Here is a 23,829-nt window from a genome sequence, read left to right as displayed (position 1 = left end):
AAATAATTGACAATCTTCAGTTAGCTCTAAAAGGGAAAAATACACTGACTTTTAATCCTTTCCCGTCGAATCCATCTTCAAGAGAGATAGTTGCATCATGAAAATCAGCGATATCTTTTACTATCGACAATCCTAAGCCACTTCCCTGTACACTTTCTCCTTTGTATCGATAAAACCTTTCAAAGACTTTTTTTCTTTCTTCTGTTGGAATGCCAGGGCCCTGATCTATTATAGAAATGGTAACTCCATTAGTATTTCTTAACGTATATATCCAAATGTTCGCTTTTGAAGGGGAGTATTTAATAGCGTTATCAAGAAGTGATGAAAGCATTACTTCTAAACTTTTTGCATTTCCTTGTAAAAGAGTAGCCCCTCTTTGAGGTTGGAATGTTATCGTTATGTTTTGTTCTGCAGCTATCATAGAATAATCTAATAATACTCTTGAAATTAATTCCTCTATATCAATACTCATGACCTCATTTTCTAAGAAATCAGATTCCATCCGGGATATAGCGAGTAATTGATTAATTACAGCACTAGCCCGATTAATTCCTCGTTTTAATTTTTGAATAACTAAGGTTCTTTCTTCTTCTGAAGTGGCGTAACGTGCATTTTGAATTTGAAGATCTAGTGCTGTAATAGGGGTTCTTAATTCGTGAGCTGCGTCAGCTAGGAATCGTTTTTGATTTTTTAAAGCCTTATCAAGACGAGAAAGAAGAGAGTTTAATTCTTTTATAAGGGGACGTATTTCTTCTGGAACGTTCTTATCATAGATAGGTGTAAGTAAAGAGGCTTTTCTTTCACCTATTTGTTTGCGAACGTTATTCAATGGATTAAAGCTAATTTTAATAACGAGTAAAACCCAGCCTCCTAAAAAGAATAAGAAAATAAGCATTATAAAAATAAATTTGGTAGTAATAGAAAAAATGACTTTTTCTCTTAACTTCATTGCTTGGACTATCTGTATTGTTTCTTGCCCTTTTTCTAAAAGAATTCTCCATTTTTCTCCTTTCCAAGTTATTATGGAAAAACCGCTTTGAGTTGTTATAGGAAAGGATAAAGAACTATCGGAACTATAAATGAGTGTAGTTGATTTATCCCAGATTTGAACGAGAGAGTCTATTTTGTCTTCTTCAAATCCACTTTTTGTATTTATCTGTCGGGGGTAGTTTTGAAGCCTATGCATAAAAGCTAATTGTTCCATTTGGTAATCCATAATTTCATAGACCTCGTCTTTTATCTCAAAAAAAAGGATGAGCGTTATTAAGGATATGCTGAAAGTAGCCCCTATAAGAAGGCCTAAGAAGAGTCTTTTCTTAATAGACATCATGAGCCCCTCTTTTTTAAGATATATCCTACCCCATGAACATTATGGATAAACTTCTTATCGCTAAATTTTTTTCTTAGACTATGGATATATACTTGGATTGTGTTGCTTTCTACCTCTTGTTCCCATCCATAAAGAATTTTTTCCAATTCTGTTCTAGAAAAAATCCTATCAGGGTTTTCTAGAAAAGTGACGAGAAGGATATATTCATTTCTAGAAAGGTGTACTACTTTCCCATTTGAGGTAACCTCCATAGAAGATGGATCGACTGAAATATGGTTATATTCTATTGTTGAACGAACTCTTCCAGCATATCTTCTTAAAAGAGCCCTGATTCGAGCGGCTAACTCATCAAGATCAAAGGGCTTTACCATATAGTCATCAGAGCCTGCATCTAGACCACTAATTCTGTCTGATATGGCATCAAGTGCTGTAAGAATAATTGTTGGTATTCCATTTTTGTTTCTTCTTAGTGTTTGTAACAGTTCTAGCCCAGATCCGTCAGGAAGGCCGAGATCAAGGATTAGAAGGTCAAAATCATCAATTTTTAAAGCTTCCTCTCCTGAACTTTTTGTTCTTACCCACTCGACAGTAAAACCTCTATAAGAAAGGCCGGTTTGGATTTCTTCTCCAATCATCTGATCATCTTCAACGAGTAAAAGACGAATAATTTTCACATCCCCTTTGATACGTAATATAAAAGACTTTATATCTTATTGTTTAATAAATACTATTAATTTAATAAAAAAATAGAATACTATAGTGTATGCGATGCCAGCTATTATCTGACTAAACATCTTGTTGACATGAAAAAACTCTGCTGCAATCCAAAGAATAATAATATTAGTAGAATAAGCACATCCGAACGCTGCTAAAAAAAGAGGGAATTCTTTTTTTAAAGAACCTCTACTTTTGAAGTTCTTATATTTATTAAGAGAAAAAGAAATTATTAATCCCACCGCGTAACCTACTATATTGCTCATTAAGTAGTTTATTTTTAAAAAGTACATGAGCACGAAGATTGTGGAGAAACAGAAAATAGTGTTTATGACTCCGATAATGCAATATTTTACAAAGGTAAAGTCAAATAGAAAAGGATGAGGGGAGATGTTTTTAAAGGTAAAAGGTTTCATGACGAGATCTCCCTCTATAGTGAATGAAAATTCTCCCAAGATCAAGAATCATTTTCATACTATCTTTAAAGCGAATTTTAGATTCAGGGATTTCCTTCCATTGTTGTAAGGGGACTTCATAAATGGTTTCTTTTACCCGTGTTTGCCCAAGTAAATTTCGGAGTCTGGCGAAAATTTCAACATCAAAACACCATCTGCTTATAAATGGAGCCGTAAAAATTTTGAGGGCTGTTTCCCGTTCAATTACTTTAGCTCCACATTGTGTATCTCTAAATTTTAACCCAAGTACAAACGAAGAAAGGATTGCAAAAATTTTCCCTTCTAAATTTCGTAAAAAAGTTCTTTCAATAAGAGCTCCCATACGAGAAATTCTTGAACCACTGGCAATAATAATATTTTTATTAGAATTGAGTATTTGAATAAAATCTTCGATTTCTGAAAGAGGAGTAGCAAGATCTGCATCCCAGAATCCTATGTATTGAGAATAAGATAATTGCGATACATAAAAAAAGCCCGACCTAACAGCTTCTGCCTTTCCTCTATTTTTTCTACTGTTCAGAAGTGCTACTTGTGTTGGGAATTCTTTTTGGATATTTTCTAGCACTCTAATTGTTCTATCATGGCTTCCATCATTAACAAAACATATGCCGATGTCTTGATGGGAAGCAAGAAATTCTGTAAATAATTTTATACTAAGCCTTTTTTCTTCATTGTAACAAGGGACGATAATCCATGCTGAAAATTTTCTAAACACCTTGAGTTACCCCCTTCATTGAAAAGGGCTTATTTGAATAAATACATTTATTACCAATAACGATAAGAGGTTCTACCTTTCTGCCACTTATAGACTTAATTTCTTCTTTTTGGCTTACATACGCCACAATAAAAATACGTTTGTTACTATTCCAAAGTTTTTTTAAGTTTTCTGTGTTTATAAAATAAAATCTATTGGTTTCATGCTCATTGCCAAATGACATATCATTAGAGTGACTTAGAAGAATCACTCTTTCTTGTAAATAGAATGGCAATCCTTGGTCAAATCCTTTAAGCTGAACTATTAAATCTCCTGGTTTCTTTTGATAGTTAATAAATGTAGCTACATATTTAGATGTATGTTTTTCCGCATAAATATTGAGGAAAAAATGGCTTGCGATGCAGTTTGTAATGCCTAATATAGTTAAGATAATAATAACTTCTTTCAACTTTCCTTTTTTATAAAAAATAAAGAGAGAGAACACCCCAATTCCAATGGCTAAGAACAGAGAAAGACTGATTGGTAAGATTTCTCCTAATAAATAATCTCTTTGAATAAATGACAATGATAAAAGAAGGGTACTAAAGGTGAAAAGAAATAATGAATTCCAAATAAGGGCTGTTTTAAATTTTAAAGTTTCTTTCTTACTAAGTATAGAGTCTATTTTGCCTCCGACGAGGACTGCAAGAGGAGAAAAAACTGGGATTATGTAAGGGACAAGTTTTGACTTAGAAGCAGAAAAGAAAAGGAAAATAAACATAAACCACATAAGAAGAAAAAGCTCGCTGTCTTTTTGTTTAGAAGGTGGTGTCCATAACAAAAGGAAACTTTCTTTGAATGAGGTCCAAATAAAACCTGCCCATGGAAGAAACCCCAAAATGATAATAGGAATAAAGAACCAAAATGGCTCATATCGGTTATCAGCAGTTGTAAGATAACGAATAAAATGCTGACGAACAAAAAAGTAGTGAAAAAAATCAGGATTTTTGTAGCATACTATGATAAACCATGGCAAAGCGATGGCAAAAAATAGCATGATACCTTTTAATGTAATTACTTCTTTATATATTTCCCATTTTTTTGTAAAAATACTCCACCAAAAAATAATTCCGCAGGGGAAAATTATTCCTATAAGACCTTTTGAGAGTAGAGCAAGTGCCATTCCACAATAAAACAGTAAATAGTCTCTGCTTCTTTCAATATATCCAATATAAAACCCTGAAAGAGAAAGAGTGATAAAAAAAGCAAGGGGCATATCTGTGATGGTTATATGAGAGATAAGGAAATACAATAAAGAAGTTCCTATAATTAAAGATGTTATTAGTCCTGCACGTTTGTTATAAATGATTGAAGCAAGCTTATAGAGGTAAAACATGCCTAATAAGGCTAGAAGCGCAGGGCTTAAACGAGTGGCAAATTCGTTTATTCCAAAGAGATGAAACGAAATAGATGTAAGCCAATATGGTAAAGCTGGCTTATCAAAAAACTTCACATAATTTAAATGTGGAGTTATATAGTCCCCTGTTTCTACCATTTCTCTCGCTACTTCTGCGTATCTTCCTTCGTCTGGATCGATGAGACTGTAGCCTCCGAGAGTAAATAAATAAACAAGAGCGGTGAGTAAAATAAGAAGTAACAATATTTTTTCGAAGCGAGCATTAGGCATTTCTTCTTTTATCATAATGAAAATCTCTCCATTACTTTTACGTTTTTGTTCGTAAAAGTAGAATAGCGAGTAGAACTTAAGAAATGCTTAAAATATGAGGATAGCTATCCCAATATCTCTTGAACTCTTCCTACAATGCCACTTTCTAGGCGAACCTTTATCCCGTGGGGATGCGTCGGGCTTTTTGTAAGTATATCTTTAACAATACCTTCAGTTAATTGCCCCGTTCTTTGATGTGGTTTTTGAACGATTTTAACTCGAAGGCCCGGAGTTATATCTTTTCGTATATTTCCTGACATTTAAAATTCCTCCTGTTGCTTATTTCTCTATGCATCTAGTTATTATGACACTTTTCGACGCAAGGAACAGCCTGACGATTTGAATAAGAGTTGAGATATATTCCAGCTAAAATCAACATCCCGCTGATAATTTTCACAGTGGAGAGACTTTCTCCCAAGAAGATCATTCCAAGTAGAACAGAAAGAAAAGGAGTTAGATTTAAGAAAGCAGCAGATTTACTTGCCCCTATGCTTTTTATGGAGATTTGCTGGAAAATATAACCTAGAGCAGATGCGAATACTCCAAGATACAGAATGGAGAGCCATCCCTTATATGTGGGGGTAACTTGAAGGTCAAGAGCACCAGTTATTAACAAAAGCGGAATGGTGATAATGAGAGAAAAGAGATTTTCGTAGCCCACCATAGTTATTGGAGCATAATTATTGGCGACCTTCCTACTTATGATTGTAAAAACGGCCAGGGCAAAAGAAGCTCCAACCTCATAAAGATCTCCAATGTTGAAGTTCATATGAAGCAGAGCGTGTATGTCTCCGTTTGTAATAAGAAAGATGACCCCCGAAAGAGCTATTATCAGAGCACATATATTTTTAAGTCCTAAAGGTTCTTTAAGAAAGATAAAAGCCAGAATAGCTGTCATGAACGGCGTTGTGGCAAAAATAATCGCAGCATTTGTTACTGATGTGTAGAGTAACGCAAGAAAAAAGAAAAGGTTATTTGCAAAAACGCCTGTAAAACCAAGTATAAATAATACGGGGATGTCGTGTACTGATATTTTCCATTCTTGTTTTTTTCGCAAAGCAATGACGATAAAAATAAAAATAGAAGCTATAAGAAAGCGGAAAAAAAGCAGATGTAAAGGTATGAATTCATCAACACCTAATTTACCGCAGATATATGCTCCAGCCCATAGCAATGTAGCACTTAACATGGGTAGATATGCTCCGTAGTCTTTTATAAGACGATTCATGTACGTTTTTCCTCCTGCGATTTTGCTTATGTTAAAGCAAAACATTCCGCCAGTATAGGTGTTTTAAGCAAGGAGTCAACAGGTTTTACCAAGGTCCCGCATTAGAAAATATTTCTTCTAGTTCTTCATTGTTGAAACCGAGTTCTTTACACATAAGTTCACTGTGTGGTTTAGGTTGAAGAGTGGCAGATCCGCCATAATCACTTCCAAACAAGACGTTTTTTAGGCCGAAAGCCCGAAGAGTTTTGGCTAAGTTTTGTATCTCTTCCTTTGTGGATCGTGTAAAAAAACCTTCATATTCTTTAGCTGTCGGCTCATCGATAATGGATCCTGAAATATCAACCCATATTCTGTGCTTAAGTTCAGCATTTCGATCACAGTACTCTTTAAGCTTTTGCATAATACGCTGTGTCATTTTTGGGAAACCGCCTGTTCCAAGAACGTGAGCAAATTGGACTTTCAGATTGCTGATGGGGAGTATAACATCGTCCATAAAGAGGGAAAAGCTCTCTACGTCGTATGATTTGTTTAAAGCATGGTAGTGAATAGCGACAGGCATATTATGCGTGGCAGCTTTTTGAAAGAGGTCTTTTAGCCTTTGGCGATGTTTTGCGTTTTTTACCTCGATTTGTGCCACATTGAAGTGTACTTTTAAGCCTTTCATATGTAGCTCTAAGGCGCATCGATCCACCTCTTGAAGAGCAAAGTCAAGTAGAGGGTTTATACTCGCTACAACTATTAGTCTGCCTTTGGCTAAGATTCCTTGAGAAGCAGCATAGTTGTTTTCTTCTTGCACGCGATGCACTAAGTTTGTTCGCGGAAGCAGCGGACTACCCCAAAAATATGCTCCTGAGAATGCAACCCCTTTGGCAAATTTTGCCTGATCCAGAGCGTGTACAAGTGTTTTGGCGTTTCCATCTTTTGGCTTCTCATATTCTTGCTTCTCTCGTTTGTTGTCTGGAACTAGTTCTATTTGTGGTGTTATCTTTTCCCTCATAAGTTTCTCTAATGCGCTTTTGACATTTTGGGGATAACACGACTCAAGATATGGACTCCATAGATGCATGTGGCAGTCAATATATTCTCGTGACTTGGCTTGAGACTTTGTCATTTGCTTTCTCCTTTTAAACGCGCAGTTTTGTGTTTCTTAACAGAGAAGAGAATCTAGGAAGATCTCTCTTCTCGATAGATTCGATAATATCGTGGTATATATCACATATCACGCTAAATTCCTTTTCCCCCATTTTTTGACGAAATGTCTGAGATGTATAAAGGCCCAAATATATCCACCCAATGTCACCTAGTAAATCCCATATGAAGAGCATTGTTGGGCTTTGTGCTTCTATAAATATTCTTCTATGAAAGGAGATGTCGTTTTCACGGTATGTATTGCTATTTGTATCTGATGATGATTTCCTCATTTCTTTTAAAATTTCTTCTAGATCTTTAACAAGTAGAGAGAGATTTGTTTGGTTCTCTAAAATCCATTTGAAAGCGAGTTCTTCCATTTCTGTGCGAACTTGAATAGCGTCTCGTACTTCCTCTTTAGATAGGTTGCGAATATATGTTTCTTTATATGGTATGGATTCGATTACTTTTTTCACTTTTAATTCGGCCAAAGCTTCGCGTACAACAGATTGGCTGACGTCAAGTTCTTGTGCAATCCCTACGACAGTAATCTTCTCTCCAGGTTTATATTTGCCTTCATATATTTTCCCCATTAGAAACTCTTTTACGTAATCTTTATACGTAACAGGCTTTGCTGGCATCGTAGTTTCCTCCTTGCTCATACTTTTTGAAAATGCTCACAATTTAGAACTTCTCGCTAGTTTCCTTTCAAGCAAGCCTATTCCCTGAGAAAGGGTGGAAGTTATGATGAAATAAAACACCGCTACAATGATGTACGATTCCAATACCCTAAATGTCATCATACTTACCCGTTGAGCAACGTATGTGAGATCTTCCAAAGCAAGAAGAGATACGAGAGATGATGTTTTGATTAAGGTGATCAATTGCCCAGCCAAGGCAGGTAAAACACGTCTTAAGGCCTGGGGAAAAACTACATATCTTGCTACCTGTATAGAACTCATGCCAATGGAGAATGCCGCGTCTTTTTGTCCGTTTGGAACTGCATTAATTCCAGATCGTATTATTTCGGCGACAAATGAACCTGAAAAAAAAGCAAGAATAGCTACAGATGGCCAAAATATGGTTTTATATCGAATAAGCTGTCCTATTCCGAAGTACATAAAATAAACTTGAATAAGGATTGGTGTATTCCTTATGATTTCGATATAGAAGATAGCCAGATATCGAGGAATACGAAGATGGCTTATTCTGCAAAATGCAGCTATTGTTCCTATAATAAGAGCGAAAATCATTGCCGTTAAAGAAATAAGGATTGTATTTTTCAATCCAAGAAAAAAGAGTTCTCTATATGCCAGCACGGCGGTGAAATTAAATGTCATCCTTCTCACTCCCTTCTTTTTTTTCATAATGATTAATAAAAAAATCGTGATGGTCTGGCAATCTTTTTAAAAAACATTGGATTCTGGTGTGGCTGTTATTTCCAAAGAAATGAGCAGGGGAGGAATCCGCTAAAATTTTTCCATTTTCGAGGAAGATCATTCGATGGGCGATTTGTCTGGCAAAGGCCATTTCGTGCGTCACAATGATCATCGTTGCTCCCTTTTTTGCGATATTTTTGATAACGTCAAGCACATCGCAGATCATTTCCGGATCAAGAGCTGAGGTAGGTTCATCGAAGAGAAGCAGTTGTGGCTCCATGGCAAGAGCTCTCGCTATAGCAACACGTTGCTGTTGCCCTCCAGAGAGTTCTGAAGGATACGCTTCTGTCTTTTCACCCAACCCTACAGACTGAAGCAGTTTTTTGGCACGAGTATATGCTTCTTTTTCCGATTCTTTCTTTACCTTGAGAGGTCCTAGAGCGATATTGTCAATAATATTGAGATGGGAAAAGAGGTTAAAATGCTGAAACACGACGCCAATTTTTTCGCGAATATGTCGTGTTTTTTCACTGCTTACTCCACAGAGAGGAGCTCCAGAGAGATATATTTGCCCAGTATCACATTTTTCAAGGCCGTTGATACATCGCAGAAGAGTGCTTTTTCCACAGCCACTGGGGCCGACAAGGCAGAGTATTTCTCCTTGTTGAAGAGAGAAGGATACTCCATTGAGAACTCTTTCTTTCCCAAAGGATTTATAGATATTTTCTACCCTTAAAAGAGAGTGTTTTACCATGAAAGAGGCCTGCGATTATTGCCCTTTAAGGGACGGGGATAATTCTTCCCACCACCAATGGTTGGTAAACCATTTATCGTAGTTTTCTTTATATTCAGGTGAATCCATATAATTACGTAAGTATGTGTTCAGCCATAAAAGCAAGTCTGGTTGTCCCTGTTTAATGGTGATTCCATGTCCGTTATTTGTAAGTTTTTCGTAGATGGGATAGGTTTTTTCTGGCTGGAGTAGAGAAAAATACATTGCTAGGGCTTCGTCGGCAAATACGCCATCTATTTGCTCTGCTAAAAGAGCCATGAAAGCTGTCCCTAGATGATTAAACTCTTTTACTATTGCGTTGGGACACGCTTTCTGAGCTTTTTCGACGGTAGGAGTTCCCATCATAGCGCCAAGAATGATGTCCTTTTGATTGAAATCAGCTATAGATTGAAGTTCGTTTTTATGTTTCATATTTGCCAATAAACAGTATCCGGTATGGAAATAAGGAATAGTAAAGTCTACGGCCAGGGCTCTTTTGGGAGTAATCGCCATTCCCATAATAAGCATATCAATATCACCATTTTGCAGTGAGGGAATAAGCATGTTGAATGCAGGTTGCTTTATTTCTAACTTTACGCCTAGTTCTTGAGCAATGTTTTTCATGAGTTCAATATTGTAACCAAAAAGCTCTCCATCTTTGTGTACCATTTGAAAAGGGATGTAGTCTGGAATTGTACCTACTTTAAGAACGCCAGATTTTATTATTCGATTGAGATTAGGTGTTGGATTTTCTGTCGTTGGGTAGGTGGCATAAGCCGTTTTACTGCAGAATAAGAGAGGAAGAGCAAACAATACCAATAGATAGAATTGAACTAGCCGAAACCTTACTTGTGAATTCCATACGTTGCTCATAGAGACACCTCCTGTTTAAATATTCTGATTTAATCATATTATAGATTATCGATAATAGAGTCAAGTATACAAATCTAGTCAAATGTTGGTGAAGATGGCAGAGTGTATGCAGTTGATACGAATAGAAAATATTTAAATTTTGTAGAAAGGCAAGCAAGGAAGAGAGCGTTGAGTAATGTGGTAACTGTTTTAGGAGGAAATCATGGATTTGACTTACCAGATATCACCATATGGAGTGGTTGTTATTATTGATCATGCTCCATCACTCTTTGGTCTTGCTAGCTTTCCTAATATGTTAGTAGAAAGTTTCATTTATCTCAGTAAATATTATAAAAAAGTTTCATTTGGAAAATGGGTTACTCTCTCTGTATAAAACTAACAAGAAAGCCCCAAAATAATATATTTTTTATGCAGAAAGAATAATAAGTAAAAATTTTTTATAGTAAAAAAGCATTTTGCTATAAAAAAATATAAAAAAGAAATGATTCTTTGTTTCCGTTAAAAGTTTATCATTACCCCCTAAGAGGATAGTCCAAATTATTAAATGTAATAAGGGGGTACTTGTTATGCTTTTTAGTAGAAAAAAAGAATATGATGAGTGTATATCTTTGTTGGATGAGCAGGAGGTCATTGAATTCCTTTCTGAATTAATTCAAGTGAATAGTTCTAACCCTCCAGGCAATGAAATAAACGTAGCCTACAAAGTTCATGAGAAACTAAAAAGTTATGGGATAAGTTCAGAAATATGGGAATTAAATCAAAGCAATCGCGCTAATTTAATGGCAAAAATTGGGAATAATTCTAATGGTCCAAATCTTGTTTATAGCGGGCATTATGATGTTGTTCCTGCTGGAGAAGGATGGAAGCATGCTCCTTTTGGTGCAGTAATAGAAGGAGACTTAATGTATGGCCGCGGAACCAGTGACATGAAAGCTGGTGTTACCGCGATGACTTTAGCTATGTGTATTCTTAAAAAAGCTAGAATTGAATTAAAAGGTTCTTTGAGTTTATTGGGGACGTCTGGAGAAGAAGTGGACCTTTATGGCTCAAGAGCGTATGTAGAAAAATATGGAGCAGATGGCATCGATGCCATTGCTATAAGTGAGGCAAGTAATGGCACTGTTTTTGTCGCTGAAAAAGGTACATTGTGGCTCAAGTTCATTTCAAAAGGGAAAAGGGCTCATGGTGGACAACCTAAACAAGGAGTTAATGCACTAACAAATATGATTGAATTTATGAACCAGCTTAAAGACCTTAAATTCAAGGAGATGGAAAATACCTATCTTTCCGCCCCCACTTTTAGCCTTACAACGATGCATGCTGGAGATCTCACTAATATTATTCCTGACAGATGTGAAGCTAAAGTTGATATAAGGACAATTCCAGGGAATGATCATGCTGCACTTCTTGCTCAAATTGATGCCATAATAGAAAAGTTAAAATCGCAAAATAAAGACATGGATATAACGTATGAAATTCTGCATAATCTCTTGCCTATTGAAACAAATCCTAACAACCCTCTAGTAAAAAGTGCTGAGAATTCATATGAGCAGCTTTTTTCAAAAAAACCAGATTTACAAGGTGTTGTGTATTACACAGATGCAGTGCCATTTCGTGAAATTAATCCTGAAATACCTGTCATTATTTATGGCCCAGGGAATTTTACAAGGAATCATAAGATTGACGAATACGTTGAACTTTCTAGTGTTATTGATGCCACTAAGTTCTACATTGCTTTAGCTCTGGATTATCTTTCTTAATGGCGATTTGTTTGTTCTTTCTTGGGAGGTGAATGTTGATAATGCCAGATTATTTAGAAGTAGCCAATGAATGGGGTTTCTGGGTTATTGGTATTGTTATGGTTAGTATCGTTGTTTTCCAATCCATTATTTTTATGAAAAAAGCATGGTTTACTGGTTTGGAAATGGGGCTTAGACCAGAGCAACTGAAGAGTGGACTCCGTTCGGCAGTAATTTCATCATTAGGTCCATCATTTGCTGTTCTTATCGGTATGGTTGCTCTTATTGCTATTATAGGGGCTCCGATGGCATGGATGAGACTTTCTGTTATAGGAGCAGTGATGTATGAAGGTTATGCTGCTGAATGTGGAGCTCAGGTGTTAGGTACATCTGTGGGGTCTGAAGGATACGGAGTGCTAGAGTTTGCAAACTCATTATGGGTTATTGCTTTGGGATCTTGTGGATGGTTGTTAATTACGGGGCTTTTTACCCACAAACTAGATGGATTAAGGTCTCGCATTGTAGGGAAGAGACAGGATCTTTTACCCGTAATATCGATAGGTGCTATTTTGGGTGCTTTTGGGTTTCAGGTGTCAAAAGCTCTTGTTACTGTCGGTCGTCCTAGTATTGCTGCTATTGTGGCTGCTTTGACAATGGTAGTGATGCAGATAGTTGCGGATAAATTGGGTAAGAGATGGCTTAAAGAGTGGTCCTTAGGTGTCGCCATGGCTTTAGGTATGTTCTCCGCAGTCCTTTTTTAGGAGAGGTGAGCAAAAATGTCACAGAAAGAGATTTTCTTAGAAAAATTCCAAAAACCAATTGTTTTCTGGGGGATATTGACATGTCTGTTTGCTTTTTTGTTGAGTTTTTCCCCTCCCCTTTATATTTTTGCAAAATATAATATTATGCCTCCGTTGCAGGCCATAATCTCTGGTTTTGCCTTAATTTTTGCTTACTCTGGTCCATTATGGTTTGTTGAACCTTTGGCATATTTCCCTATTTTGGGGGTTCCTGGAACCTATATGTCTTTCCTTTCTGGTAACATTTCCAATGTCAGACTTCCTTGTTCTGCCCTTGCTCAAGAGGCAGCTGGAGTGGAAGAGGGTTCTTATGAAGGGGCTATTTTATCTACCTTGGGTATTGGGGTTTCCATATTGATAAACATTTTTATTCTAACAATTGGAATTGGCTTAGGTGCAAAGCTTGTTGCTAGTTTTCCACCTCTTGTATTAGAGGCATTTAAGTATATTCTTCCGGCTATTTTTGGAGGGGTTTTTGGAAGCTTTGTCATTCGAGATTTTAAGCTTGGAGTCATTGCACTTGTTTTAGGTATTATTGCACTTAAGCTTGGTTGGTTTCCTATATGGATCACAATTCCCTTATGTGTCTTTGGAACAGTTTTATTTGGAATAATGCTTCAAAATAAGAAAGTAGCATTATAAATGTTTAAAGGCCTCCTTCGAAAAAGTTCCATAAAGGAGGCCTTTGTAATATTAAATTTTCGATTTATATACTTAAGTTATTGTTCATATAGTAAATGATTAAAGAGAAAAGAATATTAACCCTTTGTTCATGATTGTCGATGTCGAGATCGATAAGTTCATGTATTTTGTCAACTCGATATTTCATTGTATTGTAGTGAATGTGAAGTTTCTGTGCTGCCTTATTCAATGACCAGTTATTTTTTACGAGACAATTTAACGTTGGTAAAAGGGGATAAGATTTGTTTTTTAAATCATAATCGATAAGTTTTCCTAAATGAGATTGATAGAATGCCACTGCCGGATTAGTGTCATATATAGGATTAAGTACTCTGTATATTCCAGTATCCTCCCAAAAAAGGATTTTATCCTTCTGGGAAATGCTACGAGCAAATTGGACAGCACTGCGGGCTTCTTCAAAACTTTCATGACATTGAAAAACACTTTCTTTTATAGACCCGAGTCCTATGGTGACCGTAGTACCGCTTTCGGTTGTTATCTTTTTTTGGATTGATGAGAGGAATTTAGAGAATTCCTCTTTATTAAAACTTTTTTTGTCTTCACCAATGCATAATAAGAAAACAACAGAATCACTCATTGTAACGTACGGAATCTTTGGAAATTTGGATTCCATCATAGCAATTGCAATGCTGAAAATACGTTCTCTTAGCGATTCATGTTTGCTTTCTCCTTTAGTATCTAGAAGAGTATTGAAATTATCAATATCAAACGCTATTACCTTAACAAAGCCCAAAAAGTCCCATCCAAAAATTTTAGCTCTATTCCAAACTTCATGGGCATATTTGACATTGTGAAAAAGAAGGTCATGAACAAATACACTTTTATATTGTTTTTCTGTTTCGTGAGATGAAATTCTCTTCTTTATAGCGAGAAGAAGGGCTGTCCTTGCGTCTTCAATTGCAGCTTTATAATTATCAAAATTCATTTTTTCTTTTTCAGCGTTGAGTAAGATGTATCCGTATATTTTATCTTCCGATGCCACAATTTCATTAGGAAACATCCGAAGCAATTCCGATAATGACGAGTTTAGAACGTTTTGTTTGAAACCTTCATCTTTGGAGAAAATATTCGTTATGCCTGCTGAAACCTCGTGAAACGCAATATCCGTTTGTAAAAAATACCCAAGAGCAGACAAAATCTCTTCTACGCCACCTCCGTGGGCGATGAGATCAAAAAATGATCGATGTATGGTTTCTGAGTAGCGCAGATTATCCACTTCTTTGTGAAATAGTTTCGATATTATAGGGTTAAAGACATCGCAAAAAGTGAATTGGACAGGTATATGAAGTAGCGGAAAGTCAAGTTCATCTGCTTTTTGAATAACTTCTGCAGGAATTTCATTGAGAAAACGATGTACTTTTATTCCAAAAGCAGCAGCATTTACGCTATTCATATCTTGTATCAGTTGTTTTAACTTTAGTGGGTTTTCACGGATAACGTAACCACTGGTGATCAGCAGTTCACCACCATGAAGCCAATTTAGGATATCAGGCGCATCCATAACAGTAACTTTTGTGACGACTCTATTGAGACCTTTTTCTCCTGCAATAACCTTAACGCCCTTAAGTTCAGGAAAAAATAATATTTCCCTTACGGTTAAAGACAATCTATGGAGCACCTCTTTCCATAAAAACAAGTAGTTTTAAAAGACGAAATAGCATAGTATCATATTTTCTTCCAGGTAAGTTTTTCCCTTAATCTCCCTACGATTTCTTTCTTACCAAGTTTATTGATAAAAGCCTGTTTTCTACGTCTCTTTCAATTGTTACCTCATCTGTCATAATTCCTACAAGATGAAGTTCAGCATCTGTATCGCTCTCTCCTGATAGACTCCAGTACATTTCCTCAAGTTCGTAGTTCCGAGGTTGGCAAAGCAAGTTTTTTACTCGCTCAAGTCGTTCATCTGGCAGGTAACGATATGTTCCTGTAATGTGAATTCTGAAAGCATCCGGATCTTCTTGAATATCCAGTTGAATCTTTTCACATTTTAGGAAGGTAAGAAAATCGTTAATCAGTTCCCCTGCCATCTTCGTCACTCGTATCCGTTCATGTTTCATTTTTATTTTCACCTCCGGCAAAGGTTTCGATTAATGGAAGTAGCACAGCGGCAACTAGTCCACCTGAAAAGCCATTATTGTAAAGGTTAAATCCAGAATGGAGTATACCGACATTTAAAACGACAGATGAATGAACAAAACCGGCAAGAAGTCCGTATTTCCATCCGAATTCACCGCTTATAGGTGCAAGAGTAGTGCCAAAGAGAGCTGCAAGTTGTATAGCTGGTTCAGCAAGGCTCCAATGTTTCGTTGCTGCACCCAAAATAATTCCGGCAAGCACGGGAATTGTATTTCGTGGGTGTTTCCCAAAAGCGCTAAAACCTACAACTGTAAGAATCCCCCCAATAGTGGGGCCGTTAAGATTTCCCCTGATAGCAATAATGTAGAAAGTTGTTATTATCCCCATAAGGCCCATATTAAAAAGAGCGGAGCCCCATCCTTCTAGGATTACAAAATCTGAAACTGCTCTTCCACTATACCCCATAATCCACTTTATTCTGTTCCATCGGGGTAAGAAGAAAGAAAAGATAATAAGCGTTGAAAAAAGTATGATGAGAAAGCTGCCAAAAAGAAGATTGTTGCCAGTAGTCCATATAATTCGGGATTCAACTAAAAGACCATATGAGCGCAAAATAGAAACATATACTGTTCCGAGAGCACCTGCCACAAAACCTACGTTATAGAGGTTGTACCCCTGGTGAAAACGTAGAAAGGCAGTGGAAAGAGGAGGGAGAATAATGCCTATGGAGAGTCCTATTAAGATACTTGCAATAAGACGAATAGGTAATGCTGAGAACAAGTCTCCAAATAAGAGAAGGCTCACGAGGGGAGCCAAGGCTGTTCCAAAAAGCGCTATGTAAATATATCTAGAGAAAGGTTCCTTTTGATGTTTTGAGAAAAGGTACACCCCTGCCAATATTGGCCATACATTCAGTATGTTTTTCCCGAATAGGGCAAAACCTGATACAGTAAGTAGTGCAGCAATAGAAATTCCGGTTATTTGGGTGCCTGACAAGAAAAGAAGAACGACCATGAATAAAGTCAATAGACCGCTGTTAAAAAAGGCAGCGCCTATTCCCCCTACACCGATGTAGTCACTTATGAGGTAGTCTGGATCTTGAATGATAGCAAGCAAGCCTTTGAATATGTCGCTGGGGGAAGTTGTGATAAAAGCAAAAGCAATGAACAGGAAGCAGTAAATGCACATTCCTACGTATGGGCCATAACGTATGTGCTGCAAGGGTTCTTTTTTCTTGACGAATTTGAACAATGTGTTCTCCTCTCTTTCTGCAAAAAGCAGGGGGTATAGCCATGTTCCCTCTGCCTTTTGGGAGATTATTTTAACTTTTCTTCTACTGATTGTATTTTACCTTCCATAGTGAGTTCTTTGTCCCGACGTTCATCTATTTTTAATGATGTAGAGACTCGTAATGCCCCATTTTTGAAAGGAATTTCATGTACAGCTCGTACGGCTTTGAGTACCTCATCAAGGTCTCCTTCAAGAATAGTTCCCATCGGCGTCAAAAGGCGTTTTAAGTTAAATGTAGCAAGAACCTTTTCCACATCAGCAACATAATGACTTACGCTGGGGGTTCCTGTTCCCAAGGGAACGACTACCAGTTCTGCAATAACTTTTCCCATAATTTCACCTTCTTTCTTATTTTTTCTCTAGAGGTGTTCGATGGGCCATGTCCTTTAATATTTGAAGCTCCTCTGGAGTTATATCCTTAGAAATGTATCCGCAGTAGGCTGTATTATTTTGATAAAGAGGTTCGTCTTGTAATTCAGGATGCTCTTTGGCGCTGATCTCGAACATTGCTGTTCCAGGAATAGGAGAGAATTCCGCCGTTTTAGCAACAGCCCCAAAGGAATGTACAAAATCTATGGCTTTTTTAACACTTTCAAAATGTTGTCCAGGTAAACCTATGAGAATATATGTTTCAATATCTTCATGAGTATATCCTGCCCTGAGTAGGTTTTCTACAGCTTTGACGTATTGATGCTCTGAAACTTTCCCTGAACTAGCTTTTTGTATAACAGGGTCAGTGCTTTCTAGACTTAAGCGTATAGTTTTAAATCCCGTATCAAATAATATTTTTGCGCATTTTTCGTCAATTTCTCTTACGTGTAGCCCATTGGGTGTGTGAAAACGGAGGTTAGGAAAATGATGTCGTAAGGCATTGCATAACGGATAAAAATGAGCTTCTTTGTTAATGAGAAGAGCATCGTCGTAAAAAGCCATATCATGAACAGAAGGAATTCTTTCCTGATAAGAAATCTCCTGTATAATCTCTTCTGCCGGTCGTTGATAGTACTTGGGCCAGAGTATTTTCGATGCGCAATATTTACACTGTAATGGGCAGCCCCACGATGTCATAAGGACTCCGTATTCAGGCTTGTCATATAGGTCGAGGGCTGGATAAGAACATTCAATATGGAGTGGTTTTGTTTGAACTCCATCTGCTCCAAGAGAGTGCGCGTGTTCAGAACAAAGCTGGGCGTATATACCTCCAAGTATTACAGGGGAATGTGGAAATATCTCTTTTATGTGTTTCAAGCACCATTGAATTCCTGGATACCAATATGTCATTCCTGATGTGAGAAAGATAAAATCAGGGGTGGGGATTTGAGATAATCTCTGAATAAAAGCTTCTTTTGTCATGCCAAAATGGTAGTATTTTCTCGGTATATGAGCATAAGGAAGTGGTTTCTTTACCTGTTTTCGCAGAGGTTTGTATCTGCCGTATGTTTTAGGTGTTTGACGGCCTTCGTAAATACAGTCAATGAGGTAGACTGAATTATCTTGTCTGCGGAGGGTTTCCAAAATATACAAAAGCCCCAGTGGCTTTGCCCAAAAATCGAAATAAGCAAAGTCGAATACTGGAGGATTAATTCCTAAAATAGTTTTGTCGTGAAGATTATGTAAAAGTCTGCTATAGTCTTCCATTGCAAAGAGAGTATAGCAGATAAAACTAAGTGATGAGAGATAATATCTGTTCAGGGAGTGAATATAGAATGGGACGTATAGATTTTGAACGGGGATTTTTAGCTGCACTTGCAGCCCTTGTATCTTGGGGATTGCTCCCTATTTATTGGAAACAGTTGGAAGGTTTGGCCCCCCTGCAGATTTTGTGTCATCGTATTATCTGGTCTCTTCTTTTTGTTATGCTTATAATCACAATGCAGAAGAAATGGGGAGCTGTTCGCAAGACCTTTAAATCTCCCAAACTTATTTTGCTACTTATGATAAGCGGACTCACGATTGGAGCAAATTGGTTTGTTTATATTTGGGCCGTTAATTCTGATAGAGTGATTGAAGCAAGTTTGGGGTATTACGTTAATCCTCTTGTGAGCGTATTTCTAGGAGTAATTTTCCTTAAAGAAAAACTGGGGAGTCTTCAATGGATGGCAATTTTTCTTGCAACAGCTGCCATTCTCTATCAAATTATTCATATCGGTGTAGTTCCTCTTGCTGCTTTGAGTCTTGCCTTTACCTTCGGTTTTTATGGCTTAATACGCAAAATAGCAGAAGTGGAATCTTTGGTGGGGCTTTTTATAGAAACCTTGTTTTTAATTCTGCCAGCTTCATTTTATCTTTTTGTGTATCTTTCTGATGTTCCCTTTCTTGCAGGTCAAACTTCAATGCAGAATATATGGCTTATAGGGACTGGCGTTATAACGTCTTTACCTCTTATTGGCTTTGCCTATGGTGCGCGTCGTTTGCCTTTGAGCTTCTTGGGGATTATGCAATATATACCTCCCACACTATCGTTTTTGTTGGGGTATTTCCTTTACAAAGAACCTTTTACTATGCCTCAGTTCATTACTTTTATCTGTGTATGGATTGCTTTAGTGATGTTTACAGTCGATAATGTTAGACAATGGAGGAAAATTCAACGTTCTAATCGACGTGTTGTATAATATTAATTGAAGAGAACGAGAAAAGGAGCGTTTTTTTATGGGGATCGTGAGTATTGGTAATCTCGAAGAGGGAATGGTTCTCAAAGATGATGTATATGCTCCTAACGGTCGTTTTATTCTTGGTCAAGGGACGGTTCTCCGAGCTAAATACATTAAGATGTTTAAAATATGGGGTGTTAACGAAGCAGATATCAATGGGGTAGACGATCAGGAAATTATTCTGAAGCGAGTTGTAGAAGAAGAAAAACAACAGAGGGCAGAGCTTGAAGTCCGTTCATATTTTCCTGAAGAAGATTTATGGACACCAGAGATGAGAGAGCTTTTTGACTTACGTGTGTCCAGAGAATCTACTTTACTTGATTTCCCATCTGAGTATGAAAAAGAATATGGAAAAAAGACAGAAGTAGTTATCCTTGATTTCGATAATTTAAGTTTGTCTCGCCCTTCTCTACAAGAATTACTAACAAGCCAGGTTCGGCTTTTTTCTCTTCCCGATATCTATTTTAAAATTAGAGATGTTCTTAACTCTCCTGTAAGTTCGGCAATTCATATAGCTAAAGTTGTTGGTACAGATCCCAGTCTGACAGTTCGACTTTTACGGCTGGTGAACAGCTCTTTTTATGGTTTCCCTTCTCCGATTCAATCTGTTTCTCGGGCTGTTGCCATTGTAGGAACCAATGAACTTACCACTCTTGCTCTTGCTATCTCTACCATGAGTGTTTTTAAACATATTCCAGCTGATCTTGTTGATATGAAGTCTTTTTGGAAGCACTCTATAATGTGTGGAATTTTCTCTAGATTATTGGCTTATATGAAGCGTGTGCCATCTGAAGAGCGTTTTTTTCTAGCAGGATTATTGCATGATATAGGACGCGTTGTTTTGTATACAAAACTGCCGCAGCATATGACATTTGCCATAAGGGAGGCCAGGGCGAAAAAAATACCTCTTCTGGAAACAGAGAGGAAATATCTTGGCTTTGACCATGCCGATTTAGGGCGAATGTTGCTTCAACAATGGAATATCCCAGAACCTATACGTGTACTGGTAGGAAGTCATCACCGTCCTCTTGAAGCAGAGAATATAGAGGAGGCTTCTATCATTTGTGTTGCGGATGTTTTGGCTAATGCAGTTCGCCTTGGGACAAGCGGTAACTTTGTTGTTCCTGCGCCTTCTCATGACGTGTGGGAGCAACTAGAACTTTCGCAAGGATCTCTTGAAAGCATTCTCGTACAAGGAGAGAGACAAATAGCAGAAATTATGAAAATATTTTTGGTGGCGTAAAGGAAACGAAAGGAATAATAATGACACCCTACGACAAAATAAAAGCTTTAGAGAAGAAGATAAATGATCTTACCAGTGAAAGAAACACTGTTCAGCAGGTGCTTGAGGCTGCTGTTAGTTCTGCTGGTTTTACATCGGGATTAAGTCGTTCTATTGATATTAAAACTATTCTTGAACAGACTGCAGCTCGAGTTCGTTCTTTTATTCGAATTAAGGGAGTGGCTTTTTATCTTTTTTCAGAAGATGGTCTCGATTTTCCTTGTTATTATTGTGATCCAGATAGATTTTTACCCTTTATAGAGCGAGAAAAAGAGGTTTTGATAGAAGATCATACAATAGCATGGACTATTGACAGAAACAGGCCCATAATACTTTCGTCATCTCAAAATGAAGAACATATATTGCTTCATACGATCATGAGCCAAGGGCGTTCTTTAGGCTTATTGATTGGAATTCTTGATGAGGATCCATCTCAAATTTTAGATATATCATATGCGTTCTTAACGGTAGCGTTGAATTCCACTGCAAGTATCTTGCGTGATGCTGAGTATTATCGGTTGATTCAAAATTTAAATGAAGAACTTAAACAAAAAGTTGCTAAGCTGGAACAGTCTGAACAGCAATTGGAATTGGCAGTTCACGCTAAAGACCGTTTTTTAGCAAATGTAAGTCACGAAATTCGAACCCCAATGAATGCGATTCTTGGCATGGCACGTCTTTTACTTGATTCAAATCTTGCTGAAGAGCCTCAAGAAATGACACGTATTATCTTTAAGGAAGCAGAGAGTTTACTTCATCTTATAAATGATATTCTTGATTTTTCGAAAATAGAGGCTGGAAAAATAGAGATGGAGCGAGTTCCTTTCAGCGTTAATAGACTTGTAAAAGAGAGCTTAAAGGGAATTCAGCCTCTTATGGAACAAAAATGTATCGATCTTCGTTTGTCTATAGATAAGGATGTGCCTCCTATATGTGTAGGAGATCCGAGTCGTATTCGTCAAGTTCTTTCAAACTTACTCAGTAACGCTTTGAAATTTACCCATAAAGGATATATTGCCCTTAGTATTTCTTTGCCAGAAGACAATGGATTTACACATAAGCTTGCTTTCAGAATAGAAGATACCGGCGTTGGCATCCCAGAGAATCAATTTTCCAAGCTATTCCATTCCTTTACTCAGATTGATGCTTCTACAAGCAGAAAATATGGAGGAACGGGATTGGGGCTTGCAATTGCTAAAGAGTTAATTGAGCTTATGGGAGGAGAGATCGGAGTAGAGAGCCGGGTGGGAAAAGGCTCTGTATTTTGGTTTACTATACCTTTTGAGCAGGTCGAAGATGGAAGTGTCGAATTTGTAACAGAAGAGGAGCATTTTACGGACGAAGTATTACCGATGCAACCGCTAGACAAGCGGTTTAAAATTCTAGTCGTAGAGGATTCAGAAACAAACAGAAGAGTTGCAGTTGGTTTTTTAAATAAAATCGGCTGTGATGCAGATGCAGTAGAAAGTGGAAAAGAAGCACTTGAGGCTCTTTCCCAAAAAACGTACGATTTAATACTTATGGATATTCAAATGCCAGAAATGGATGGCATAGAGACAACTCAGAGAATACGAATGGGGTTTGATGATGGGACATATAGAAAAATTCCTATAATAGCGATGACTGCTAATGCGCAGGCAAGTGAAAGAGAGCGTTGCCTACGTGATGGGCTTATGGACGGGTATCTTACTAAACCAGTAATGCTTCATGAGTTATCCTCTGTTTTGAGAAAAAACTTGAGACAAAAGGATAAGATTGTTTTTCATAAAGAAAGGTTACTTGAACGGCTAGCAAATGACCAGAATTTGTTAGTTGAAATAATAAAGTCGTTCAGAAGAGACCTTCCATCTCTTCAAAAGTCTTTGAAAGAAGCTATAGATAAGGAAGATTGCCAGCAAATTTCTCGAGTTGCTCACACGTTGCGAGGTGCCGCTCTTAATGTAGGTGCAGATGAAATTGCATATGAAGCTGAAAGATTAGAAAAAAATGAGGCGTTATCCCTTTCTATGGAAGATGTGAAAAAAAACTGGTTAGAAGTGGATCAGGCGATACTTATTTTTATGAAAGGTACAGAGGAGCCTGATTATTTACTCAAATGAGGAGGAGCTATGAAAGTTTTAGTGGCGGAAGATGATGTAACATCACGATTTATGCTCAAATCTCTTTTAGAGAAGTGGGGGTACGATGTTATAACAGCTTCTAATGGCGAAGAAGCTTGGCATATTTTACGCGAGGAAAACGCTCCTAAACTTGCTGTTGTAGATTGGATGATGTCAGGCTTAGAAGGGCCGGATATTTGTAAAAAGCTAAGGGTGCTTGAAGAGGAGAAAAAGCACTCTACATATACATATGTCATAATGCTTACTGTTCGAGATGAGAAAGAGAACATTTTGGCGGGGCTTGAGGCAGGAGCTGATGACTATATTACAAAGCCATTTGATGCCCAAGAACTTCGTTTGCGTGTTGGTGTAGGAAAGAGAATTGTCGATTTACAGGAGGCTCTTCGTTTTTACGCAGATCACGATCCACTTACTGGGCTTTTAAATCGACGTGCAATATTTGAACGTCTTGATCATGAAATGGCTCGTTCAAGGCGTGAAAACCGTGCTTTGAGTGTGGCAATATTAGATGTCGATCACTTTAAGCAAGTTAATGATACATATGGTCATCTCGCGGGGGATGATGTACTTAGAGAAACGGCGTTGCGGATACAAGACCAGCTGCGTAAGTATGATGTAGTTGGCCGTTATGGAGGAGAAGAATTTTTAATAGTTCTTCCAGGCGTAGCACTTGGAGAAGCTTTGAAAATTGCAGAGCGAGTTCGAAAAAATATTGTAAAAACCACCTTCGGAGAAAAGGAAATTTTGCTTTCTGCTAGTTTAGGCGTGGCAGAGTACGATAAAATATCAGGAGTGGATGAGATTATATTTGCTTCCGATACGGCTCTCTATAAAGCAAAAAAGAGGGGGCGTAATCAAGTAGGAGCGTAG

The 23,829-nt window shown here is 37.4% G+C and carries 25 protein-coding genes; 8 read left to right on the top strand and 17 right to left on the bottom strand.

Translation table 11 applies throughout. The features are described from left to right. Positions 1-16: 16 nt before the first annotated feature. The 12 genes from RBH88_RS09075 to RBH88_RS09025 all read right to left on the bottom strand — a co-directional run bounded on the left by RBH88_RS09075 (position 17) and on the right by RBH88_RS09025 (position 10,299). A complete protein-coding gene (locus RBH88_RS09075; protein ID WP_213691269.1) occupies positions 17-1,216 on the bottom strand; it encodes a HAMP domain-containing sensor histidine kinase in 1,200 nt (399 codons plus the stop codon). A 110-nt stretch (positions 1,217-1,326) separates the two neighbouring features. Further along, positions 1,327-2,004 (bottom strand): response regulator transcription factor, encoded by a 678-nt coding sequence (locus RBH88_RS09070; RefSeq protein WP_307879563.1) that lies wholly within the window; start codon positions 2,002-2,004, stop codon positions 1,327-1,329. A gap of 36 nt (positions 2,005-2,040) precedes the next feature. Beyond that, positions 2,041-2,460: a GtrA family protein gene (locus RBH88_RS11745; protein WP_374047585.1), complete on the bottom strand. Its 420-nt coding sequence runs from the start codon at positions 2,458-2,460 to the stop codon at positions 2,041-2,043. After that, a complete protein-coding gene (locus RBH88_RS09065; protein ID WP_213691271.1) occupies positions 2,441-3,214 on the bottom strand; it encodes a dolichyl-phosphate beta-glucosyltransferase in 774 nt (257 codons plus the stop codon). The genes RBH88_RS11745 and RBH88_RS09065 overlap by 20 nt, the downstream gene beginning before the upstream one ends. After that, positions 3,207-4,880: a glycosyltransferase family 39 protein gene (locus tag RBH88_RS09060; RefSeq protein ID WP_307880081.1), complete on the bottom strand. Its 1,674-nt coding sequence runs from the start codon at positions 4,878-4,880 to the stop codon at positions 3,207-3,209. Before RBH88_RS09060 ends, RBH88_RS09065 begins: the two co-directional genes overlap by 8 nt. 104 nt (positions 4,881-4,984) lie before the next feature. Next, positions 4,985-5,179 (bottom strand): YwbE family protein, encoded by a 195-nt coding sequence (locus RBH88_RS09055; RefSeq protein ID WP_213691275.1) that lies wholly within the window; start codon positions 5,177-5,179, stop codon positions 4,985-4,987. A 35-nt stretch (positions 5,180-5,214) separates the two neighbouring features. Then, positions 5,215-6,147, bottom strand: a complete 933-nt coding sequence (locus RBH88_RS09050) for a DMT family transporter (RefSeq protein WP_213691276.1) — start codon at positions 6,145-6,147, stop codon at positions 5,215-5,217. A gap of 85 nt (positions 6,148-6,232) precedes the next feature. Next, positions 6,233-7,258 (bottom strand): amidohydrolase family protein, encoded by a 1,026-nt coding sequence (locus tag RBH88_RS09045; RefSeq protein WP_213701385.1) that lies wholly within the window; start codon positions 7,256-7,258, stop codon positions 6,233-6,235. Between the two features lie 13 nt (positions 7,259-7,271). Then, positions 7,272-7,916 (bottom strand): GntR family transcriptional regulator, encoded by a 645-nt coding sequence (locus RBH88_RS09040; RefSeq protein ID WP_213691278.1) that lies wholly within the window; start codon positions 7,914-7,916, stop codon positions 7,272-7,274. 36 nt (positions 7,917-7,952) lie between these two features. Next, complete coding sequence (locus RBH88_RS09035) at positions 7,953-8,615, bottom strand: amino acid ABC transporter permease (RefSeq protein WP_307879562.1); 663 nt, start codon at positions 8,613-8,615, stop codon at positions 7,953-7,955. Next, complete coding sequence (locus RBH88_RS09030; protein ID WP_213695379.1) at positions 8,605-9,408, bottom strand: amino acid ABC transporter ATP-binding protein; 804 nt, start codon at positions 9,406-9,408, stop codon at positions 8,605-8,607. Before RBH88_RS09030 ends, RBH88_RS09035 begins: the two co-directional genes overlap by 11 nt. A gap of 15 nt (positions 9,409-9,423) precedes the next feature. Next, positions 9,424-10,299 carry an ABC transporter substrate-binding protein gene (locus RBH88_RS09025; protein WP_307879561.1) on the bottom strand — a complete coding sequence of 292 codons (876 nt, stop codon included), beginning with the start codon at positions 10,297-10,299 and terminating at the stop codon, positions 9,424-9,426. 208 nt (positions 10,300-10,507) lie between these two features. On the opposite strand from RBH88_RS09025, the gene RBH88_RS09020 reads away from it, so the two are divergent. The 4 genes from RBH88_RS09020 (at position 10,508) to RBH88_RS09005 (ending at position 13,480) form a co-directional block, all read left to right on the top strand. After that, complete coding sequence (locus RBH88_RS09020; protein ID WP_213695378.1) at positions 10,508-10,672, top strand: hypothetical protein; 165 nt, start codon at positions 10,508-10,510, stop codon at positions 10,670-10,672. 193 nt (positions 10,673-10,865) lie between these two features. Next, the gene (locus tag RBH88_RS09015) at positions 10,866-12,059 is read left to right on the top strand and encodes a M20 family metallopeptidase (RefSeq protein WP_213691283.1); all 1,194 of its coding nucleotides are present in this window, start codon (positions 10,866-10,868) and stop codon (positions 12,057-12,059) included. Positions 12,060-12,100: 41 nt separating this feature from the next. Continuing rightward, positions 12,101-12,799, top strand: coding sequence for a DUF5058 family protein (locus RBH88_RS09010; protein WP_213691284.1), 699 nt, complete (start codon positions 12,101-12,103; stop codon positions 12,797-12,799). A gap of 15 nt (positions 12,800-12,814) precedes the next feature. Then, positions 12,815-13,480, top strand: coding sequence for a hypothetical protein (locus RBH88_RS09005; protein WP_213691285.1), 666 nt, complete (start codon positions 12,815-12,817; stop codon positions 13,478-13,480). Positions 13,481-13,544: 64 nt separating this feature from the next. On the opposite strand, the gene RBH88_RS09000 is transcribed toward RBH88_RS09005, so the two are convergent. The 5 genes from RBH88_RS09000 to RBH88_RS08980 all read right to left on the bottom strand — a co-directional run bounded on the left by RBH88_RS09000 (position 13,545) and on the right by RBH88_RS08980 (position 18,544). After that, positions 13,545-15,146 carry a PucR family transcriptional regulator gene (locus RBH88_RS09000; protein WP_213691286.1) on the bottom strand — a complete coding sequence of 534 codons (1,602 nt, stop codon included), beginning with the start codon at positions 15,144-15,146 and terminating at the stop codon, positions 13,545-13,547. Between the two features lie 97 nt (positions 15,147-15,243). Continuing rightward, complete coding sequence (locus RBH88_RS08995; protein ID WP_213691287.1) at positions 15,244-15,597, bottom strand: hypothetical protein; 354 nt, start codon at positions 15,595-15,597, stop codon at positions 15,244-15,246. Next, positions 15,587-16,867 (bottom strand): DUF1576 domain-containing protein, encoded by a 1,281-nt coding sequence (locus RBH88_RS08990; protein ID WP_213691288.1) that lies wholly within the window; start codon positions 16,865-16,867, stop codon positions 15,587-15,589. The genes RBH88_RS08995 and RBH88_RS08990 overlap by 11 nt, the downstream gene beginning before the upstream one ends. A 65-nt stretch (positions 16,868-16,932) precedes the next feature. After that, complete coding sequence (locus tag RBH88_RS08985; RefSeq protein ID WP_213691289.1) at positions 16,933-17,238, bottom strand: MTH1187 family thiamine-binding protein; 306 nt, start codon at positions 17,236-17,238, stop codon at positions 16,933-16,935. Between the two features lie 16 nt (positions 17,239-17,254). Beyond that, on the bottom strand, positions 17,255-18,544 hold the full coding sequence (locus tag RBH88_RS08980; RefSeq protein ID WP_213696026.1) for a radical SAM protein: 1,290 nt from the start codon (positions 18,542-18,544) through the stop codon (positions 17,255-17,257). 68 nt (positions 18,545-18,612) lie between these two features. On the opposite strand from RBH88_RS08980, the gene rarD reads away from it, so the two are divergent. Genes rarD through RBH88_RS08960 form a run of 4 tightly spaced genes read left to right on the top strand, consistent with a single transcriptional unit; the run spans position 18,613 to position 23,829 of the window. Beyond that, positions 18,613-19,518, top strand: coding sequence for an EamA family transporter RarD (gene rarD, locus RBH88_RS08975; RefSeq protein ID WP_213691290.1), 906 nt, complete (start codon positions 18,613-18,615; stop codon positions 19,516-19,518). Between the two features lie 37 nt (positions 19,519-19,555). Beyond that, on the top strand, positions 19,556-20,800 hold the full coding sequence (locus RBH88_RS08970) for an HDOD domain-containing protein (protein WP_213691291.1): 1,245 nt from the start codon (positions 19,556-19,558) through the stop codon (positions 20,798-20,800). A gap of 20 nt (positions 20,801-20,820) precedes the next feature. After that, entirely contained in the window at positions 20,821-22,938 is a 2,118-nt protein-coding gene (locus RBH88_RS08965) for an ATP-binding protein (RefSeq protein ID WP_213696028.1), read from the top strand. A 9-nt stretch (positions 22,939-22,947) separates the two neighbouring features. Further along, the gene (locus RBH88_RS08960) at positions 22,948-23,829 is read left to right on the top strand and encodes a diguanylate cyclase (RefSeq protein WP_213696029.1); all 882 of its coding nucleotides are present in this window, start codon (positions 22,948-22,950) and stop codon (positions 23,827-23,829) included.

Source organism: Aminobacterium sp. MB27-C1 (assembly GCF_030908405.1).
In the GTDB taxonomy this organism is placed as follows: Bacteria; Synergistota; Synergistia; order Synergistales; family Aminobacteriaceae; genus Aminobacterium.
Note: the sequence above shows the minus strand (reverse complement) of the source record. Positions and strands in the feature narration are given on the sequence as shown.

Bases quoted from the DNA above. Each gene is read 5' to 3' on its own strand.
- RBH88_RS08980 (WP_213696026.1), bottom strand. From the start codon at position 18,544: ATGGAAGACTATAGCAGACTTTTACATAATCTTCACGACAAAACTATT.
- RBH88_RS08985 (WP_213691289.1), bottom strand. From the start codon at position 17,238: ATGGGAAAAGTTATTGCAGAACTGGTAGTCGTTCCCTTGGGAACAGGA.
- RBH88_RS09050 (WP_213691276.1), bottom strand. From the start codon at position 6,147: ATGAATCGTCTTATAAAAGACTACGGAGCATATCTACCCATGTTAAGT.
- RBH88_RS09035 (WP_307879562.1), bottom strand. From the start codon at position 8,615: ATGACATTTAATTTCACCGCCGTGCTGGCATATAGAGAACTCTTTTTT.
- RBH88_RS09060 (WP_307880081.1), bottom strand. From the start codon at position 4,880: ATGCCTAATGCTCGCTTCGAAAAAATATTGTTACTTCTTATTTTACTC.
- RBH88_RS08960 (WP_213696029.1), top strand. From the start codon at position 22,948: ATGAAAGTTTTAGTGGCGGAAGATGATGTAACATCACGATTTATGCTC.
- RBH88_RS09075 (WP_213691269.1), bottom strand. From the start codon at position 1,216: ATGGATTACCAAATGGAACAATTAGCTTTTATGCATAGGCTTCAAAAC.
- RBH88_RS09055 (WP_213691275.1), bottom strand. From the start codon at position 5,179: ATGTCAGGAAATATACGAAAAGATATAACTCCGGGCCTTCGAGTTAAA.
- RBH88_RS09040 (WP_213691278.1), bottom strand. From the start codon at position 7,916: ATGCCAGCAAAGCCTGTTACGTATAAAGATTACGTAAAAGAGTTTCTA.
- RBH88_RS11745 (WP_374047585.1), bottom strand. From the start codon at position 2,460: ATGAAACCTTTTACCTTTAAAAACATCTCCCCTCATCCTTTTCTATTT.
- RBH88_RS09005 (WP_213691285.1), top strand. From the start codon at position 12,815: ATGTCACAGAAAGAGATTTTCTTAGAAAAATTCCAAAAACCAATTGTT.
- rarD (WP_213691290.1), top strand. From the start codon at position 18,613: ATGGGACGTATAGATTTTGAACGGGGATTTTTAGCTGCACTTGCAGCC.
- RBH88_RS09025 (WP_307879561.1), bottom strand. From the start codon at position 10,299: ATGAGCAACGTATGGAATTCACAAGTAAGGTTTCGGCTAGTTCAATTC.
- RBH88_RS08970 (WP_213691291.1), top strand. From the start codon at position 19,556: ATGGGGATCGTGAGTATTGGTAATCTCGAAGAGGGAATGGTTCTCAAA.
- RBH88_RS09030 (WP_213695379.1), bottom strand. From the start codon at position 9,408: ATGGTAAAACACTCTCTTTTAAGGGTAGAAAATATCTATAAATCCTTT.
- RBH88_RS09010 (WP_213691284.1), top strand. From the start codon at position 12,101: ATGCCAGATTATTTAGAAGTAGCCAATGAATGGGGTTTCTGGGTTATT.
- RBH88_RS09045 (WP_213701385.1), bottom strand. From the start codon at position 7,258: ATGACAAAGTCTCAAGCCAAGTCACGAGAATATATTGACTGCCACATG.
- RBH88_RS08995 (WP_213691287.1), bottom strand. From the start codon at position 15,597: ATGAAACATGAACGGATACGAGTGACGAAGATGGCAGGGGAACTGATT.
- RBH88_RS09015 (WP_213691283.1), top strand. From the start codon at position 10,866: ATGCTTTTTAGTAGAAAAAAAGAATATGATGAGTGTATATCTTTGTTG.
- RBH88_RS08965 (WP_213696028.1), top strand. From the start codon at position 20,821: ATGACACCCTACGACAAAATAAAAGCTTTAGAGAAGAAGATAAATGAT.